The sequence below is a fragment of the Enhygromyxa salina genome (genome assembly GCF_002994635.1).
Classification (GTDB): Bacteria; Myxococcota_A; Polyangia; order Nannocystales; family Nannocystaceae; genus Plesiocystis; species Plesiocystis salina_B.
The window spans coordinates 349,925-366,644 of record NZ_PVNL01000135.1 but is presented as its reverse complement, the minus strand read 5'-3'; the positions used below and the strand labels follow the sequence as shown (position 1 = coordinate 366,644).

16 protein-coding genes and 1 pseudogene are annotated in these 16,720 nt (G+C 66.6%); 10 read left to right on the top strand and 7 right to left on the bottom strand.

The window, feature by feature from the left end:
* Positions 1-43 precede the first annotated feature (43 nt).
* Positions 44-313, top strand: coding sequence for a hypothetical protein (locus ENSA7_RS35755; protein ID WP_146158526.1), 270 nt, complete (start codon positions 44-46; stop codon positions 311-313).
* Between the two features lie 22 nt (positions 314-335).
* Here the strand turns inward: ENSA7_RS35755 and ENSA7_RS42780 are convergent, their stop codons facing one another.
* The gene (locus tag ENSA7_RS42780; RefSeq protein ID WP_146158525.1) at positions 336-1,364 is read right to left on the bottom strand and encodes a hypothetical protein; all 1,029 of its coding nucleotides are present in this window, start codon (positions 1,362-1,364) and stop codon (positions 336-338) included.
* Between the two features lie 48 nt (positions 1,365-1,412).
* On the opposite strand from ENSA7_RS42780, the gene ENSA7_RS35740 reads away from it, so the two are divergent.
* The 5 genes and pseudogenes from ENSA7_RS35740 to ENSA7_RS35715 all read left to right on the top strand — a co-directional run.
* Positions 1,413-2,684 (top strand): class I SAM-dependent rRNA methyltransferase, encoded by a 1,272-nt coding sequence (locus ENSA7_RS35740; RefSeq protein ID WP_106093890.1) that lies wholly within the window; start codon positions 1,413-1,415, stop codon positions 2,682-2,684.
* Positions 2,685-2,711: 27 nt separating this feature from the next.
* Positions 2,712-3,572, top strand: coding sequence for a tetratricopeptide repeat protein (locus ENSA7_RS35735; RefSeq protein ID WP_106093889.1), 861 nt, complete (start codon positions 2,712-2,714; stop codon positions 3,570-3,572).
* Between the two features lie 11 nt (positions 3,573-3,583).
* Positions 3,584-4,546, top strand: coding sequence for a hypothetical protein (locus ENSA7_RS35730; protein WP_106093888.1), 963 nt, complete (start codon positions 3,584-3,586; stop codon positions 4,544-4,546).
* 457 nt (positions 4,547-5,003) lie between these two features.
* A complete protein-coding gene (locus ENSA7_RS35720) occupies positions 5,004-6,389 on the top strand; it encodes an FG-GAP-like repeat-containing protein (RefSeq protein WP_181234436.1) in 1,386 nt (461 codons plus the stop codon).
* Between the two features lie 78 nt (positions 6,390-6,467).
* Positions 6,468-6,752 (top strand): annotated as a pseudogene (locus ENSA7_RS35715) (formylglycine-generating enzyme family protein); the annotation flags it as partial.
* Between the two features lie 83 nt (positions 6,753-6,835).
* Here the strand turns inward: ENSA7_RS35715 and ENSA7_RS35710 are convergent.
* The 3 genes from ENSA7_RS35710 to ENSA7_RS35700 form a co-directional block, all read right to left on the bottom strand.
* Positions 6,836-7,753 (bottom strand): helix-turn-helix domain-containing protein, encoded by a 918-nt coding sequence (locus ENSA7_RS35710; RefSeq protein ID WP_106093884.1) that lies wholly within the window; start codon positions 7,751-7,753, stop codon positions 6,836-6,838.
* Between the two features lie 9 nt (positions 7,754-7,762).
* On the bottom strand, positions 7,763-8,725 hold the full coding sequence (locus ENSA7_RS35705) for an NAD(P)-dependent alcohol dehydrogenase (RefSeq protein ID WP_106093883.1): 963 nt from the start codon (positions 8,723-8,725) through the stop codon (positions 7,763-7,765).
* A gap of 209 nt (positions 8,726-8,934) precedes the next feature.
* The gene (locus ENSA7_RS35700; RefSeq protein WP_181234434.1) at positions 8,935-9,375 is read right to left on the bottom strand and encodes an SRPBCC family protein; all 441 of its coding nucleotides are present in this window, start codon (positions 9,373-9,375) and stop codon (positions 8,935-8,937) included.
* 164 nt (positions 9,376-9,539) lie between these two features.
* On the opposite strand from ENSA7_RS35700, the gene ENSA7_RS35695 reads away from it, so the two are divergent.
* Genes ENSA7_RS35695 through ENSA7_RS35685 form a run of 3 tightly spaced genes read left to right on the top strand, consistent with a single transcriptional unit; the run spans position 9,540 to position 12,068 of the window.
* Positions 9,540-10,604 carry a hypothetical protein gene (locus ENSA7_RS35695; protein WP_146158524.1) on the top strand — a complete coding sequence of 355 codons (1,065 nt, stop codon included), beginning with the start codon at positions 9,540-9,542 and terminating at the stop codon, positions 10,602-10,604.
* 8 nt (positions 10,605-10,612) lie between these two features.
* Positions 10,613-11,731 (top strand): MYXO-CTERM sorting domain-containing protein, encoded by a 1,119-nt coding sequence (locus ENSA7_RS35690; protein WP_106093880.1) that lies wholly within the window; start codon positions 10,613-10,615, stop codon positions 11,729-11,731.
* Positions 11,732-11,789: 58 nt separating this feature from the next.
* Positions 11,790-12,068, top strand: a complete 279-nt coding sequence (locus tag ENSA7_RS35685; protein ID WP_106093879.1) for a hypothetical protein — start codon at positions 11,790-11,792, stop codon at positions 12,066-12,068.
* A 42-nt stretch (positions 12,069-12,110) separates the two neighbouring features.
* On the opposite strand, the gene ENSA7_RS35680 is transcribed toward ENSA7_RS35685, so the two are convergent.
* Positions 12,111-12,515 carry a hypothetical protein gene (locus ENSA7_RS35680; RefSeq protein ID WP_146158523.1) on the bottom strand — a complete coding sequence of 135 codons (405 nt, stop codon included), beginning with the start codon at positions 12,513-12,515 and terminating at the stop codon, positions 12,111-12,113.
* 91 nt (positions 12,516-12,606) lie between these two features.
* On the bottom strand, positions 12,607-12,975 hold the full coding sequence (locus ENSA7_RS35675) for a VOC family protein (protein ID WP_106093877.1): 369 nt from the start codon (positions 12,973-12,975) through the stop codon (positions 12,607-12,609).
* A gap of 160 nt (positions 12,976-13,135) precedes the next feature.
* On the opposite strand from ENSA7_RS35675, the gene ENSA7_RS35670 reads away from it, so the two are divergent.
* The gene (locus ENSA7_RS35670) at positions 13,136-14,479 is read left to right on the top strand and encodes a vWA domain-containing protein (RefSeq protein WP_181234433.1); all 1,344 of its coding nucleotides are present in this window, start codon (positions 13,136-13,138) and stop codon (positions 14,477-14,479) included.
* Between the two features lie 125 nt (positions 14,480-14,604).
* Here ENSA7_RS35670 and ENSA7_RS35665 read toward each other — a convergent pair whose 3' ends face one another.
* Positions 14,605-16,680, bottom strand: coding sequence for a beta-propeller domain-containing protein (locus ENSA7_RS35665; RefSeq protein ID WP_181234432.1), 2,076 nt, complete (start codon positions 16,678-16,680; stop codon positions 14,605-14,607).
* Positions 16,681-16,720: the final 40 nt, after the last annotated feature.

Below are 16,720 nucleotides of genomic sequence, written 5' to 3'. Positions count from 1 at the left end.
CGCCCTTGCGGCCTCGGCGATACTCTACGAGACGGTGCTGTCGGTGGTCGCAACGAAGATCCGAACTGCCCGGGATGGTTCGCTGAACACGTCCACGGTCGGCCGGATCTACGAAGGCTACCTGCTGTCCACCCCGGTCGTCGGTCGGGGCATGGTGCTGTTTCGCGATCCAAATGGTCGGCGCATGGTGACGACGTCGGTCCGTCGGGTGTTGACGACCTCCGACGACGCGGTCCTCTACGTCGAGACCGAAAATAGCGTGTATCGCCTGCGGATCCGATCCAGTCAGCCCGCAGCCGCGATTGCGGGCTGAGGCCTGTCAAGACCAGATTGCCTCAAAACCAAATTTGATAGCCGAGCAGGATCTCGAGCCAGGTCCCAAACGGACGGGTCGTCGCGGGCTCGGCCGCCTGGGGATCGATCACGACCTCGCGCGGCGAGAAGATGTGATGCACGCCCGCGCCGATCGTCAGGCCGTGTCGATTGAGCACAGGCACGCCAAGGCTCACACCGCCGCGCAGCATGAAGTTGCTCGTGCTCACGGTCTCGTCGTCGCTGGAGTCGGCGGAGTGGGGGCGAAACAGGGTCGAGAGCGCCACGCCACCGCTGCCGCCAAACTGCAAAAACAGCGGCCCAAGCGGGATCTGCAGCGACGGGCCCGCGCTGAAGTCGGTGTCGGTCAGCAGCGTGATTCGCTTGATCGCGGTGCCCCCGTCGACGCCCTCGTACTGGTTGCTCTGGGTGAAGCGGGTGTGGCCGGCGTGGACTTCGACGCCGAACCGCGACTTGAGCACGCCAACGAAGTGGATGCGCAGCTGCGCCGCGAACCCGTAGCCGAATGGCTGGACGACCTCGGCACCGCCGGTCAGCAAGGTCCCGAACCGACCCGAGGCCGCGATCGAGTAGACCGGCCGCGAGAACGGGCGAACCAGCACGTCGTTGTTGCGCTGCACCGCCGACTTGCGAGCCGCTGTCGCGCCGTAGGGGAGCTCGTCGAGGTCGCGCTCGGGGTACTCGTACTCGGCGGGCGACGGCGGGTACTGGCTCTGGCTCTGGCTCTGGCTCTGGCTCTGGCTCTGGCTCTGGCTCTGGGTTGGCGTGCCCCACGGTGATCCGCCCGCGCTGTTGCGCGAGTTGGGAGGGATCGATCCGGCTGGGTTGGCGTCGGGGTCGGAGGTCAGCGAGGGCGGTGGAGCGTCGGGCGGCGGAGCGTCGGGCGGTGGAGCGTCGGGGGCCGGACCCTCGACCTTCGGCGGCGGTGCAGGTGGGCCCTCAGGCGCGGGCGCGGGCGCGGGCGCGGGCGCCGGGCTGTCCGCGATCGACGGCGCAGCGAGCAGCAGCACGAGCGAGAGCAGGTTCGACACTCCAGCGAACATAGCCCCCATCGGGTCCCACGGGTAGCATCCCGCGGGATGGTCGTACGCATCGAGCTGCGTCGGGACGCGGGCCGGATCGATCCGGGTCGCGTCCGATGGATCCGCGAGCGCCAGGTCGCGCGTGTGCTTGGGCCCCCCGATCCAACGGCGATCGCCGAGCTCGTCGATCATCGCGGTCAGGTGGTGGCGCACGGCCTGTACTCGCCCGAGTCACGGATCCTGCTGCGGGTGCTCAGCGCAGGCCCGCAGCCGCCCGCAGCGGACTGGCTCGAGCGACGTCTGGCCGCCGCGCTGGGCGGACGTGAGGCGCTGGGTTTGGCAGCGAAGGCCACCCGCGAAGTCACGACCGGATATCGTGAGGTCAACAGCGAGGGCGACGGTCTCCCGGGTGTGGTCGTCGACCGATTTGGCGACTGGCGCGTCGTGCAGATCACGACGGCGCCGATGGCCGCTCGGCGCCACGCGATCTTGGCGTGGCTGAGCGCGCGCGCGCCGGTGCCAGGCGGACAGATCCTGCTGATGGCCCAGTCGGCGGCCGCGCGCGAGGGGTTTGTTCCCGGGCTCGAGATTCACGCGCGCGACGGGACCAGCAACGGACCGCCCGCGCTCGAGTGGCTCGAGCACGGCCTGACGTTCACGGCCCCGTTTCGGGCGCCGAGCGGGCAGGGCGAGGCCGAGCCGTCAGCGGCCCCGGCGATGCAGAAGACCGGGGCCTACCACGATCAACGCGACAACCGTCGGCGCTTCGCCGAGCTCGTGGCCGCCCGGTCGATCGACGCGCCGCGGGTGCTGGACCTCGGCTGTCACGTCGGCGGCTTTGCTGTCGCGATGGCGGCCGCGTGTCCGCGCGCGCAGATCGTCGCGGTGGATCAGAGCGCGACCGCGCTCGATCACCTGCGCCACAACGCGGCCGCCAACCACGTCGCGGATCAGATCCAGGCCGTGGCCGCCGACATGTTCGGCGATCTCGCGCAGCTCGACGGTCCGACCGTCGGTGGTCCGTTTCACGCCGCGATCTTCGACCCACCCAAGATCGCCAGCAGCCGGCGAGATCTCCCGCGGGCGATCAAGGCGATGGCCCGCACGCTGTCGCGGGTGCTGCCGCGGCTCGCTGACGCTGGGGTCATCGGCGTGTGTTCGTGCAGTCACCACCTCGGCTGGGATGAGCTCGAGCGCGCGGTGCTCGACGCGGCTGGCTCCACTTCAATGGCCCGAGTCGCGCGGTGGGGGGCGGGCCCCGATCACCCGATCGCGCCAGGCCACGATGAGGGCCAGTACCTGCGCGTGGCTGTCTACCAGCGGCGCTGATATAGTTCGCGCGGGAGATCTGCCGACTTGCACGAACTCAAATACTGCACGCTCGCCGTTGGTGTTTGCCTGGTCACCGCGTCGCTCCCCGATCTAGCGCTCGCGGCCCCGGCCAAGGACGACGCCACGGCCAAGTCCGAGATCGACACCGAGCAGCGGGCCATGAAGGCCTACAACGACGGCAAGGCGGCGTACGACGCGGGCAACTATGGCGAGGCCCTGCAGCTGTTTCTCGACGCCCAGAGCCTCTACCCGTCGCCGGTGTTTCACTACAACGTTGGCCTGTGTCAGGAGGCGCTCGGAAACCTCGCGCAGGCCGTGATCTCCTACGAGGCCTACCTGCGCTCGTACATGAGCGCGTTCGATGAGCAGCCCGCGGACCAGGTCAACACCGAGAACAAGATCCAGCGCATCAACGAGCAGATCGAGCTCGAGAAGGCCAAGCAGGCCGAGCAGGCCGAGCAGCCGCCGATTGTCGAGCCCGAGCCCGAGCCCGAGCCCGAGCCCGAGCCCGAGCGCAACCCAGGTCGTGGCCTGATCATCTCGGGCGGTGTGTTGACCGGTGTCGGGGTGGGCGTCGCTGCAGTCGGTGGTGTGGTCTTTGGCCTGCGCGCCAGCGACTTCTCCAAGTCGCTCGACGACGTCGTCTCTGGTGGCAACCCCGAGCGGGTCACGCTCGAGCAGGCCCGCGGGCTCGACTCGAGCGGCCGCGCAGCGCAGCTCAACCAGGTCCTGACGATCTCGGTCGGTGGCGCCGTCGCGCTCACCGGGGTCGCGTTGCTCGCGGTCGGCCTGGCCAAGCAGAACAAGGCCGCCGGCGCCCACGCTACGCTGGTCCCCAGCCTCGGACCCGGCCACGCCGGCCTGCTACTCCACGGTCGCTTCTAAGGACACCCGCCATGTATCGCTCACTCGCTCTCGTGTTGCCTGCCACGCTCGCGCTCGCTGGCATGGTCGCCTGCTACACCGCCGACTTCGACGAGACCCTGTCGGATGTCTACTACTGCCAGACCAGCACCGAGTGCGGCGAGACCCAGACCTGTTTTCAGTTCCGCTGCGTCGACGACAGCGGCCCCCACGTCCGGGTCACCGGGCCCGAGTCGCTGCAGAACGTGCAGTTCGGGACCGCCACGCTGACCGTGAATTACACCGCCGAGGACTTCACGGTCAGCGACAGCAACGCCAAGACCGAGGGCGAGGGCAAGCTCGTGGTCAGCATCGCAGGCACGGAGATCTCGACCACCTCGATCATCTCGCAGGGCGCCCAGCTCGACATCAGCTCGCTCGCGCCGGGGGCCCATCGGTTGCTCGTTCAGGCCGTCTACGGCGACGGCACGCCCTACACCAACCCAAGCGCCACTGGCTCGGCCGTGTTCTATCTCGAAGCCGAGAACCCATCGCGGCCCCAGGCTGCGCTCGTCTCGCCGCTGCCAGGGTATGTGCACGTGCTCGGTGAGGCGCTCGATGTCACCGTCGCCGCGCGCAACTTCGCCTTCGTCGAGAGCGGCGAAGACTGTCGGGTCGAGGACCCCTGCGATCCCTGGGGCCCCGACGCTGCCATGTGCCTGCCCGCCTGCGCGGTCGTGCCCCAGGGCCACGCGCACGTGTACATGCTGTCGGACTATCCGGCGTGCCTGAACAATGCCATTACCTGTAATGGTGACTATGTGCTGAGCCTGCGCCCCAGCGAGAGTGTGGGGGTCAGCGGGACCACGGCGACTGCGAGGATCCCGGCAGATCGGTTCACGGAGGCGGGCCCTGTGACGTTCTCGATTGGGTTGCAGTATAATGATCACCTGCCGTATCCGAATCAGAGCGTGATCATTTATGATCAGATCACGATCGAGGTGGTGGAGCGGTAGCGCTCGACCCGGCCGAGCGGTTGACAGTCGAAAATCGCGATGGCCGAATGACACTCATGCGACGCGCGCTCGGGATCCTGGCGTGCTCATGGCTGACTGCTTGCGCGACGGCGGAAGTCCCGACCACGAGCGCGCCCGCTGCGACCGCGGAGATCACCGAGACTGAGCTCCCCCCGAGCTGGGTCTCCGGCTTCCGGCCGTCACGGTTGCGTGACTTCGCCTACGCCACCACCCCTACCGCGAGTTGATAGATGTACTCCTCTACGCCTGTGCGCATGGGTGGGCGACGTGTAGGCAAACTGGGCTGTGAATAAATTTGGCGTGGGGGTGCATCCGACGTCGTAATTGAACGTTGGCCGCTGACTCCAGGACAATTGCGGCCATCGTTGCTCAATGGTGGCTGCCAATGCAGCCGATATCAGACGCACTGATATCGCCACTCGGAAGATCGTACCAAATGACCAAGCTCCAACTCTCCGTCAATCTTTTGCTCGCCCTTTCACTCTCCACCGCCTGTGACCCTCAAAACGGTAACGGCAACGGCAACGGCAACGGCACAGGCAACGGCACAGGCAACGGCACGGGCAACGGAAGCGGTGACGGTGACGGCGACCCCGATCCTGGGTGCGACACCGACACCGACACTGACACTGGGACCGACACCGACTCGACCGACACCGATACCGACTCCACTGACACCGACTCCGAGACAGAGACAGAGACCGGCGGCCTGCCGGACATGGGAGAGCCGGAGCCGGAGCCAGGCCTACCCGGCTGTGGAAACGGGCTGCCGTACCCGGGCGACCTGTGCTTCTTGCCGACCGCCGAGTACGCGCTGTCAACTGTCTGGGACGTCGAGATCGCCGAAGTCACGGGCGACGAGCATGTCGATGTGCTCGTGACCGCGAGCAATACCCTGCGCGTGTATGCTGGCGACGGCACGGGCGCGCTCGTGGCCGTCAGCAGCATCGCCGTCCCGAGCGTGCCCGGCGATTTCGCTGTCGGTGATGTGGATGGCGACGGCGACATCGACGCGGTCACCCCATCCGCGAATACCGACCGCGTTCGAATCCACTTCAATGATGGTGCTGGCGCGTTCTCGACCTTTACCGAGTACGTCACGTTCAACTCGCCTCGCGGTGTGCTACTCGCCGACCTCGACCTCGATGGAGACCTCGACCTCGCTCATGGCGACTCGGGCGACCGCAAGGTCTCCGTCCGCCTGAACAACGGCGCGGGCGTGTTCGGGGCCCAGACCGCATACGACATCGAGAGCTCCGGGGGACCCACCAACATCTTCGCCGCAGACATCAACGACGATGGCGCGCCCGAGCTGATCGTGGGTGCGTCCTCCGGTGTGCCCACAATCCTCTACAACTTTGGGAACGGGGAATTCGACGGGGTCAACGAGCAATACCTGCCGATGAGCGCGAACTTGCCCTTCGTGGCTATCGACGACTTTGACCTCGACGGTCACGTGGACCTCGCGGCCGCCCGCTACACCGCCAGCTCGATTCGCGTCGCCTACGGGACCGGTCAGGGCATGTTCCACCCGATGCTGCTCGACTTCCCGACCTCCTTCACGAACCCGACCCCGCTCGTCACCGCTGACTTCGACGCTGACGGCATCCCCGATCTGGCGACCGCGCGGGACGGCAGCCCCGGGAACCTCGGGATCCTGATCGGCGATGGATGGGGCGGCTTCTATGACGCCGTGCTGTTTCACGCCAAGCCCAACGCGATAGCGATGGCTGTCGGCGATCTCAACGCGGACGGCGAGCCTGACCTGGTTGTCGGGAGCGACGGCAGCAACGGCTTGAGCGTGCTGATCTCGAATCCCTGAGCGGGGTTCGAGCGGTGGGCGCTCGGACAGCCGGGTGCGAGCGGCTCACTCGCCAACTACAACCAGAGCAACAACAGCACCCACATCAACGTGTTCGCCCACCCCAACGGCGCCGCGCGTTGGGGCCAGCACGATGTCGCTGGCTCGGTCTGGGAGTGGACGCTGGATTTCCATGATCCCGATTGGTACGCGGGCGCGGGCAACGACTGTCAGGACTGCGGCAACGTCTCGGGCAACGGCGCGAGGGTCCTGCGTGGCGGATCGTGGAACTACAACGTCGTCAGCCTGCGCAATGCCAAGCGCTTCCCGGGCTCCGCTGCTGCGTATTGGCTCGGCGCGGGCATTCGCTGCGCGCGAAACTGAGGCTGCGTGTACTCGCGCAGTGTGGTCAGCTCGGGCCCCGCTTTAGGTCCGCTTGCGGGCGCCAGCGACCTGACACGGACTCGTCAGGCCCGAAACTGCGACGGGCACACGCCGGTCCTGCGCTTGAACAGCGTCGAGAAGTGCTGCGGGTACTCGAACCCCAGCGCGTACGCGACCTCCGCGACAGTCTGCTCGGATCCAAGCAGCAGGTCCTTGGCCTTGTCCACGACCCGGTCGTGGATGTGCTGACGCGCGCTGAGGCCGGTCTCCTGGCGCAGCAGATCGCTGAGGTAGTTGGGGGACAGCCCCAGCTCGCGGGCGCACAGCTGCACGCTGGGCATCCCCTCGTGTGTGAGCCGGTCCGAGTCGACGTAGCGGTGCAGGAGCGCCTCGAACCGGATGACGATGTCCTTGTCGGCGTGGGCCCGGGTGTCGAACTGGCGCGCGTAGAAGCGCTTGCAGTAGCCAAGCAACAGCGCCAGGTTGCCCACGATCAGCTCGCGGCTGTGGCCGTCGGCTCCTCGGCCCTCGCTGCACTCCGCGCGGATGTTGTCGGCGATGTCGCACACGACCCGGCGCTCCTCGTCGTTGACGTGCAGCGCCTCGTGGCTGGCGTAGTCGAAGAATCGATAGCTGCGCTTGTGATCGCTCAGGGCGGTGCCGCGGAGCAGATCGGGGTGAAAGATGAGGGTCCAGCTCGGCTCGTCGGGGCGCGGTTGGTCGGGTTCCGCGATCGGCGTGACGACCTGACCGGGCGCGACGAACATCAGGCTGCCCGCCTGAAAGTCGTAGCTCCGGCGTCCGTAGTTGATCCCACACTCGCTGCCGTTCTTGAGGCTGATCGCGTAGAGGCGCGAGACGATTCGGACGTTCATCACCAGCGGCTCGATCGGCTTGTCGCGGTGGTTGTCGATGAACGTAATCAGCGGATCCACGACCGCGCCCATACCGAGCATCTGGTGGATCTGGGCGACAGACTCGATGGTGATGGGCGGGGGCAAGTGAGGATCTCAGTCGACGGTGATGACCACGTTACCGCGCTTTCGGCCCGTGTCCACGTAGGCGTGCGCGAGCGCCAGATCCTCGAGCGGGTAACGTCGGTCGACGACCGGACGAGCGGCGCCCTCGGCCACGAGCTGCTCGAGCTGCCGCAGCTCGGCGTGCTTGTCGACCGACATCCCAAACACGAACTTCCTTCGGCCGACTCGCCGCGACCACGCCGAGCGGACAAACGCCCCGAGCCCGCCGATCGTCGGCAGGTAGCGGCCGCCGTCGGCGAGCGCTCGCCTGGCGTGTCGGAAGGTCGTCTTGGTCACCGTGTCGAAGATGACATCCCAGGTCCGGCCTGTCTCGGTGAAGTCCTCGCGCGTGTAGTCAATCACATCGTCGGCCCCGAGCGACTCGACGAGCTCCCGATTGCGACCGCTGCACACCCCAGTCACCACGGCGCCCCGGTGCGCGGCGACCTGGACCGCCGCCGATCCGACGCTGCCCGACGCGCCGATGATCAGCACCCGCTCGTCACGCTGGAGCTTCGCCTTGTCGAAGAAGAAGATCGCCGTCGTCACCCCGTCGACCAGCGCGGCCGCGTCCTCGTAGCTCAGCTGATCGGGGATCGTGATGAGCGACGCCGTCTCGCGCAAGCAGCAGTACTCCGCGTAGCCGCCCAGCGAGAACCCGCAGAATCCGAACACCCGCTGACCCTGGGCGAAGCTGCGAACGGATCGTCCGACCGCCTCGACTTCGCCGGCGATCTCGATCCCCATGATCCGAAACCGGCTCCGCGGCCGCAGCAGACCGAGCACGAGCCGGCCCTGCAAGGTCTCGCCCCGGCGCATCAGCGCGTCGGCAGCCGTGGCCGTCGTGGCCCGCACCCGGATCAGCACCTCGTCGGGCTGCGGGGTCGGCTTGGGCACGTTGGTCAGGGTGAGGACCTCTGGTGGCCCGTATCGTCGGTATTCGATCGCCCGCATGTTGGCTCGCGATAGCAGCGAGCTCGGGGCCGGCCCATAACTGGATCCCGGAAGATCGAATACGGATCACTGAACGGCGAGTCGGGCGGACGGTGGGCGCACGACCCGGCCACCGGCATCGATTCGAGTTCGAGTGACACACGCAACCCCGTCGGTCCTCTCGCTGCGGGGTGTCGCTGCGATCGAGCCTACAGACTTTTTGTTCGTTGCTACCGAGCTTCGACGCAGGCCTTGAAGCGGTCGAGCTGCTCGCGGTCGGCCGCGACGACTCGCTTCTCAATGCGCCGACGCCAGAGAACGCCGAGGCCGTCGGACCCGACCGTCACGCGCAGCCGGACGGCAGTGTTGCCGTCATCGAGGCGCCGCAGGGTGTAGCTGTGCACGACCATGACGCTACGCTCGGCCCACACGAGGTCGAGGTGCTCGGGCGGCTTGCAGTTTTGGATCGAGCGCTCCTCCACCTCGCTCCCGAAGTGAAAGCTGACCATGGTGAGGTTGCGGGTGCCGTCCGGCGGCGGCTCGACGCGCTCGATCCCGGAGCGAAACCAGGCGCCCGCTGCCTCCCAGTCGGTCAGCGCCGCCCACACGAAGTCGGGCGGCCGGGCGATCGGGAGCTCGACGTCGATGGCGAACTGCTGTGTGGATCCCATGTCCATGGAGGGTCGCACGTCGTGCCGTACGGGTGTTCGAGCAGCCCGACGCCGAAGCGCTCGCGCGGTTGCCGAGCGTGCGACTCCACCCGCTGGAACAGGCGGTCGACCGAGCTCGTGCGCTCGATCGCCGACCCGAGTCGCGCTGCGTTAGGCTGGTGGCCATGCGCGCCCAGATCATGCCGGGGCTCCCGTTGCTTGGACTCGCGCTGCTCGCGTGCAAGCCCGGGCCCGACCCCAATCGCGTCGATCGACGCGGCGCCGCGGAGGCGCCAGAGCCCGCGATACCGAGCGCGGCGTCGGATCCTGCGACCCCGGCACGGCCGCGCGTGATCGTCGAGGGCGGGCCGGATGTCGAGGGCGGGCCGCGCTATCGGATCGAAGTCCCCGATCCGAGCCACGCGCGTGGAGCCGGGCCGCGCGTCGGCATTGACATCGCCCACAACAACTACGCCATGCCGCACAACTACGACGTGTTCGCCGACGCCCTGCGTGCGGACGGCTTCGTGGTCTCGACGCTCGAGCACTCGCTCGACGCGGACGCGCTGGCCGGGCTCGAGCTGCTGGTGGTCGTCAACCCGCTGCACGACAGCAACCTCGACAACTGGGCGCTGCCGGTCCCCTCGGCGTTTGGCCCGGAGGAGCTCGAGGCAATCGAGGCGTGGGTATCCGGCGGTGGGTCGCTGTGGCTCATCGCCGATCACATGCCGTTTCCCGGGGCGGCCGCCGATCTCGGGGCGCGCTTCGGATTCACGCTCAACAATGGCTTCGCGTTTCGCGAGCCCGAGCCCGGTCGCGTCGATCGCTCGATGATCCAGTTTCGGCGCGAGGACGCGACGATCGTCGCGGGACACCCGATCACGGCGGGGCTCGAGCAGGTGCAGTCGTTCACCGGTGAGGCGTTCGAGGCACCGCCGGAGGCCGCGACGCTGCTGGTCATGCCCGACGACGGCGTGTCGCTGATGCCCGCGGTCGCCTGGGAGTTCGACGCCGACACGCCGAAGCAGGCTGTCGGAGGCTGGCCGGTCGCCGCCGTGCGGGAATTCGAGGGCGGTCGCGTCGCGGTCTTCGGCGAGGCCGCGATGCTCTCGGCCCGGTTCGTCGAGCAGGGCGACGAGTGGATCCCGGTTGGGGTGCATGCTCCCGCGGCGCGCGACAACCTCGCGCTGGTGCTCGCTACCGCACGCTGGCTGATGGCAGACTCGCAAATGGGGGTCATTTCCAAGTAGAGTGCGGCATGACTTGGCCTTCCGTGTGCGCGGGCATCACTGCGCTCTGCGCCCTGTGTCTGACCCCTTCCCTCGCAGGCGCGCTCGGGCCCGAGGAGCAGTCGGACTTCTCGCCCACCTACGAACAGCTGCTGCTCGGCTTCGAGGACGCGGCGGTCGACACCGGGTGGATCCCGGCCAACTCGCCGGTCCAGCTGCGGCTGTTCGCCGACGCGGCAAACTCGGTCACGATCGATCTCCCGGGCACGGCGTACTACGACTGGGAGACCGAGGAGCTCCGCTTCGAGGGCGACCCGATGGCCGGGTTCTTCGAGTACGATGTCGGGCTCGAGCTCGTCGCCAGCGTCAAGGTCGACGTCTCGCTCGCAAAGTGGGAGTCGGACCTGCTCGGGCCCTACGACTGGGGCATCGAGGCCGCCGAGATGTTCACGCCCTACCTGCTCGAGGGCAACCCGGATCGCCCGGTCACGATCACCGACAAGAGCGGCGCCCTCGATCTGGTCTCGATCCCGCTCGTGCCCGACATCGTGATCTTGTCGGGCAACCTCGACATCGCGCTGTTCGTCGACATCGAGGCCTCGCTCGAGTGCAACCGCATCGAAGTCCTCGGGACCGACGGCGAGATCACCTCGTTCACGCTCGAGGGCCAGTCGCAGTGGATCGACCCCGGCGAGGGGCCCGAGGACGTGGTGCTGCCGGCTACCGCGTATTGCCAGCTGCGCACGATGCCAACCTTGATCATCTATCCGCACCTGGTCGTGACCGTGCTGTTTGACGAGTACGACATCGCGGGGATCGAGATCCCCGTGGATCTACCTGTCATCGACGAGGAGATCGCGTTCGACACGATCGATCTGACCCTTCCCTATTGGGAGGGGCCGGAGCCCGGCGATGGCGATGGCGATGGCGATCCGGGGGGCGATGAGGGCGGGGACACCAGCGACGACGGCGGGCGCGACGAGACCGGCGGCGAGACCGGGACCGGCGGCGATGACTTCGGCGGGCTCGACGATGAGGGCTGCAACTGTGCGACCGAGACCACACCGGGCCGGGGGCTCGGGTGGTCGGCCCTCGGAATTCTGGCGCTCGTGGGCTTGCGGCGGCGGCGAGAACGAGACCTGCGTTAGTTGCGTCGCGCTTCGAAGCTTTCTTTGATGCTGGGATGTTCGGTGCTAGCTCTCGGGCATGTCGATATCACGAGTCAAGAAGTTCGCTCTCGCGCTCGCCATCATGGGCGGGGTAGGACTTGCCGGCCTCAACGAGGCAAGCGCGGCCTATTCTTCGTACTGTGGTAACGGTACCCAGTACTGGAACTCGGGAGGCTACGCGTACAAGGCGGTCTACCAATATTCGGGTACTCCCAGTGGCGGTCAGCAGCCCAAGATGTACGACATCTACAAGGCATCCCAAATGTCGGGTTGGTGGAAGATCGCAGACGACGAGCAGCACTCTTGCCCGCTGTAGCGGCTATCTGGTCGAGTGATGCTACCTCCCGCGGGATCCGGTCTAGGTCCTCGGGTGATAGAGATCGTCGACGCCGAGAATGTGACGACGCTCGAGGCGCGAGAGACACGCCTGAATATCTCGATCATTGCCCTGCTCGCGCCACGGCTCTGGGATGTGACCTGTCTCGTACCACAATCCTCGTGTTCCCGGCATCTCGCCATCATGAGTCACGCTGTGATGGATGACGTCACACCACGGCCCGTAGTAGCTGAGCAGACAGTCCCCATCCGGGACCTCGAGGTTCACCATCACCAGGCGCAGATGGGGTTGGGCCTCGCCACCGAGCAGCATGTCGAGGTCTTCGCGCTCGGGCGGACAGTTCCAGGCCCCGCATGAATGCCAGGCCCAGACCGGGGGCGTACCGCTCGCGGTCCCGAGCCCTCGCGCGTCCAGCTGTCGCACCATCCACCGAAATGCCGGCCGCCATAGCTCGTCGACGTGACCCCAAGCGGGATACGCAACGCCTTGACTCATGGCGCGCCGACCATAGCCGAGGTCACGCTGGCGCGTGGGCAGACGGGGCGACGGCGTAGCTGCGCCAGCCCCACGGCTTGAGCGAAGGATCGGACGCTGGCGCTACTGCGCGGGCTTGGACACTCGCGTAGTGCTCGTCAGAGTTCACGACCGGCACACTGTCGATCACGCCGCGGCCCTCGAAGCTCGGCAGCGGGTCTGGCCCGGCGTCTGGTGTCATGAAGCTGATCTCGGGTCCTTCGCGGTCGTCGCTGCGTACCTGCAGGTACTCCGGCGTGTCGCGGGTGGCCGTCCAGCCCAGCTTGTCGACATAGAACGCCTTGGTCTCGCCAAGCTTGGTGGTGATGAACAGGGGCAGCAGCTTGGTGGGGTTCTGAAGCTTCGTGGTCATGGCGACAACCTACGTGAGCACTCCTGACAGCCTGGTGTCAGGAGCGACCGGGCCGCGCTCGCGCTGCTGACAGCGTCATGTCAGGAGTCATTCTTGCTGGCGCTGCACCGCGTCGACGGAGCACCGTTGACCCACCGCCAGCTCGCGCGGATACTGCGTCATGCTCGCATCAGCTTGGTCTCGCTGTTTGACGTCGTTCCTGCTCGCCGCCTCCGTCGTAGGCTGCGGCACTGGCTTCTACGGGGATGGCACCACCAGCTTGGGCCCGACCATTGGCGACGGCGACTTCGGTGATGGCGACGGCGACACCGGTGACAGCGACGGGGGCACAGGCACCACCACCGCCGCGCCCACCCGCAGCGTCGACGTCTTGTTCGTGGTCGACAACTCCGGGAGCATGGGCGAGGAGCAGATTTCGCTCGCGCTCGCGGCGGACGTGCTCATCGCCGAGCTCGAGGCGGCAGACGCCGACTACCGGATCGGCGTCACCACCACCGACAGCGGCAACCCATGGTGTCCCTCCGGAACGACCACGCCCGAGGCCGGCAACCTGGTCCTGAGCTCGTGCAAGTCCCGCCTCGGCGACTTCGTGTTCAACAACGGGGAGGTCGATGTCGGGGATATCGCCTGCAACGACATCTGCTTGCTGGACAACACCGAGCTCCAGATCCAGCCAACGACCACAGATGTCGACCCGGTCGCGTCCCCGCGCCCGTGGGTCCAGAGCATCGACGGTCAGACCAATCTCCCGCCGGGCACCAACGTCGCGGAGGCGCTGCGCTGCTTCTTGCCGCAAGGCATCAACGGCTGCGGCTTCGAGTCACAGCTCGAGTCCATGTACTTGGCGTTGATCCGAGCCCAGAGCGCCGATGAAGCCAGCTATGGCTTCACGCGCCCCGACGCGGTGCTCGCCGTCGTGTTCCTCACCGACGAGGCCGACTGTTCCTACAACACGTCCTTCGCAGAGATCTTCGAGCAGGACGGCAACAAGGTGTTCTGGTCCGACCCCACGGATTCGTTCCCGACCTCGGCGGTGTGCTGGAACGCGGGCGTGCGCTGCACCGGTGACCCCAGTAACTACACCTCGTGCGACCCGATCAACAAAGACGTCAATGGCCAGGAGGGCGTCTCTGATGCGAACGCAGTCCTGCACCCGCTGAGTCGCTACATCGGCCTGCTCGACGGATTCCAGCAAGTCAAGCAGGCGCTGGATCCCAATCGAGAGATCGTGGTCGCGGTGATCGGCGGGGTGCAGAGCGACGGTACGCCCTTCTACGCCGACGTCGGCGGGACGGAGCCACAATTCCAATACACCTTCGGGATCGGGCCCGGCTGCGAGGCCGCCAACCCCAATGATCCAGGGTCTCCGACCCAGGCGGTCCCGCCCGTGCGCATGCGCGAGGTCAGCGACACCTTCAGCCCGGGGAGCCTGTACTCGATCTGCGACTCGAACTACGCATCCCCGATGTCGGAGGTGGCGCAGAAGATCGTCGCTCAGTTCTGACGGTCAGCAACGCGAAGCCGCCCAGATCCTCGGCAGATCCTCGGCAGATCCTCGGCCGATCCTCGGCGTCGAGGACCTGGGCGGCGCGCCTGGTCGTCAGCCTGGCGTCGTTGTGGTCAGGCCACTCAGTCCTCGAGCGGGATACTCGCGACCGGATGATCGAGGTCGGCGATGTGCGCGACGTTGACCAGATCCCGGGCGATCGAGAACACCCAGTCCTCCATGAACACGGAGCGCTTGACCCTGGAGTTGGTCTTGGTCCACCAGTTGTTACACCAGCTACTCCAGGTGTTCGGCAGGTCGGGCTCTGCGTGCTTGACCCCGCCAAGCAGGACGAACCCGTCGTCGACGGTCACGCGATAGACCATGAGCCCGCTGAAGGTCATTTGGTCTCCGTACTGTCCGCCGCCGCCCTCGTCGCAGACGGTCATGGGCACGGCGAGCAGGTCGCGGGCCTTGAAGTAGGTGAATGCCAAGTGATTCGTAGCCGCGTCCGAGGTCGAGCCGCGGGTGCCGATCACCTCTTTGTGCAACAACGCAGGGTTCTCCAGATCGGTCGTGTCGATGACCTGGAGCTGGATCCCCTGGAACCATGCGAAGCTGCCCTGATCGTCGGCGTCGTAGCCCATGGTCAGGAGGTGCCCCGGGTCCATGGGGTGCATGTAAGTCGAGAACCCCGGGATCTTGAGCTCACCCAGCACGCTCGGCGCGACCGGGTCGACGATGTCGAGCACAAACAGGGGGTCGGTCTTCTTGAACGTCACCACGTAGCCCACGTCGTCGGTGAAGCGTACGGAGCGAATGTCCTCGGTTGGGGCGAGGTGATCGATCCGGCCCAGCTCGAGCATCTGCGGGCCGACCTGGCCCATCATCGTGATCGTGCTGTGCACGTCTGGTTGCGGGACGCGCCCGTGGGTTGTCGCAATACGGAACACGCCCTCGTGCTCGTCCATCGCAAACTGATTGAGGACGCGGCCCTTGACCACGCCGCTGGCTGTGTAGTCCGCCGCCGCGCCGCCGGGGTTTAGCGCGAACTTATGCACGACGGTGGCCTCTTTGTCCTCCTCCGCGAGCTCTGGGAACCAGGACTGGTCGTTCGGGTCCCGCCGATTTCGGACTGCGAGATACAGCGAGTTCGCCGTGCCGTATACAGCACCGGGGCGGCTGATGATCGTGCTCGCGGCCACGGGGTCCTCTTCGCCGATCTCGAACGACACCAGCGACAAGAAACCGAAGGCGTCGTTGGTCTGCGGAAGGTAGATCCCTTCGCAGGCCGACAGCGGGCCCTCGGTTGACTGAGTCACGTTCCCTTCACCGTCAAACAGCGTGTCGCGGACCGAGGGCAGGAGTTCGGTCACGTCCGTCTCCTCGATCGTCTCCAGGTTGGCGGCCCGCAGCTCCTCGAACAACTCATACACCTGAGCCACCGTGAAGCCCTGATCCTCCAGCCCGCAAGGCGTGTTTGGCAGCCCCTGCGGCCAGTAGGACAAGCCCTCGACGTTGAACTCGGGGAACGCCACGGCAGTGTGAACATCCATGCCGACGCGCCGAGAGTTCAAGTACGCGCCGTCGAACACCAGCTCGCGTGTGAGCACAGGGTTTGCGCGATCGCTGATGTCCAGGATCGTGATCCGCAGGGGAGCCCCGTCCCCGGTGAAGTCGCAGTCGTAGCCGTACGTACACTGCGAGTCGAGGCCGTTGGGCCAGTAGCCGTCGATCGAGGAGTAGACGACGGCCGTGTCCGCGTGCACGTACATCCGCCGCGGCGTGCCCTCGATCGGAAACGACGAGAGCGCGTGGGCCTGCTCCGCCGGCCAGGCGTCCAGCACCTGGAACCGACCATCGGCGAGCACGTACAGGTACCCGCCGTCATTCTTGACAAAGTCTGCCTCATCGACGTCCTGTTCCTGAACGTTGGTCTCCGAGTATTCGCTGGCTTCCTCTTCTTCCTCTTCCTCTTCCTCCTCTTCCTCTTCCTCTGCCCAATAGTCCTCGCAGGTGTAGGTGGCCGCCATCACGGCGCGATTTATGCTCAGCTCCAGGCGCTGGTCCATCGCCTCCACGAGCCTGAGCTTGAGCTTGACCTCGACGTCCTCACACGAGGCGGCGGGGATGAGCTCGGAGGGTCCGACGTCGACGTCTTCGTACGGGTCTTCCTCCTCCTCGTCGAACAAGCCGCAGCTGAAAAGCGGCATAACCATGATTGTCAGAATTGCTAGTTTGATGGGTCGTATGATCTTC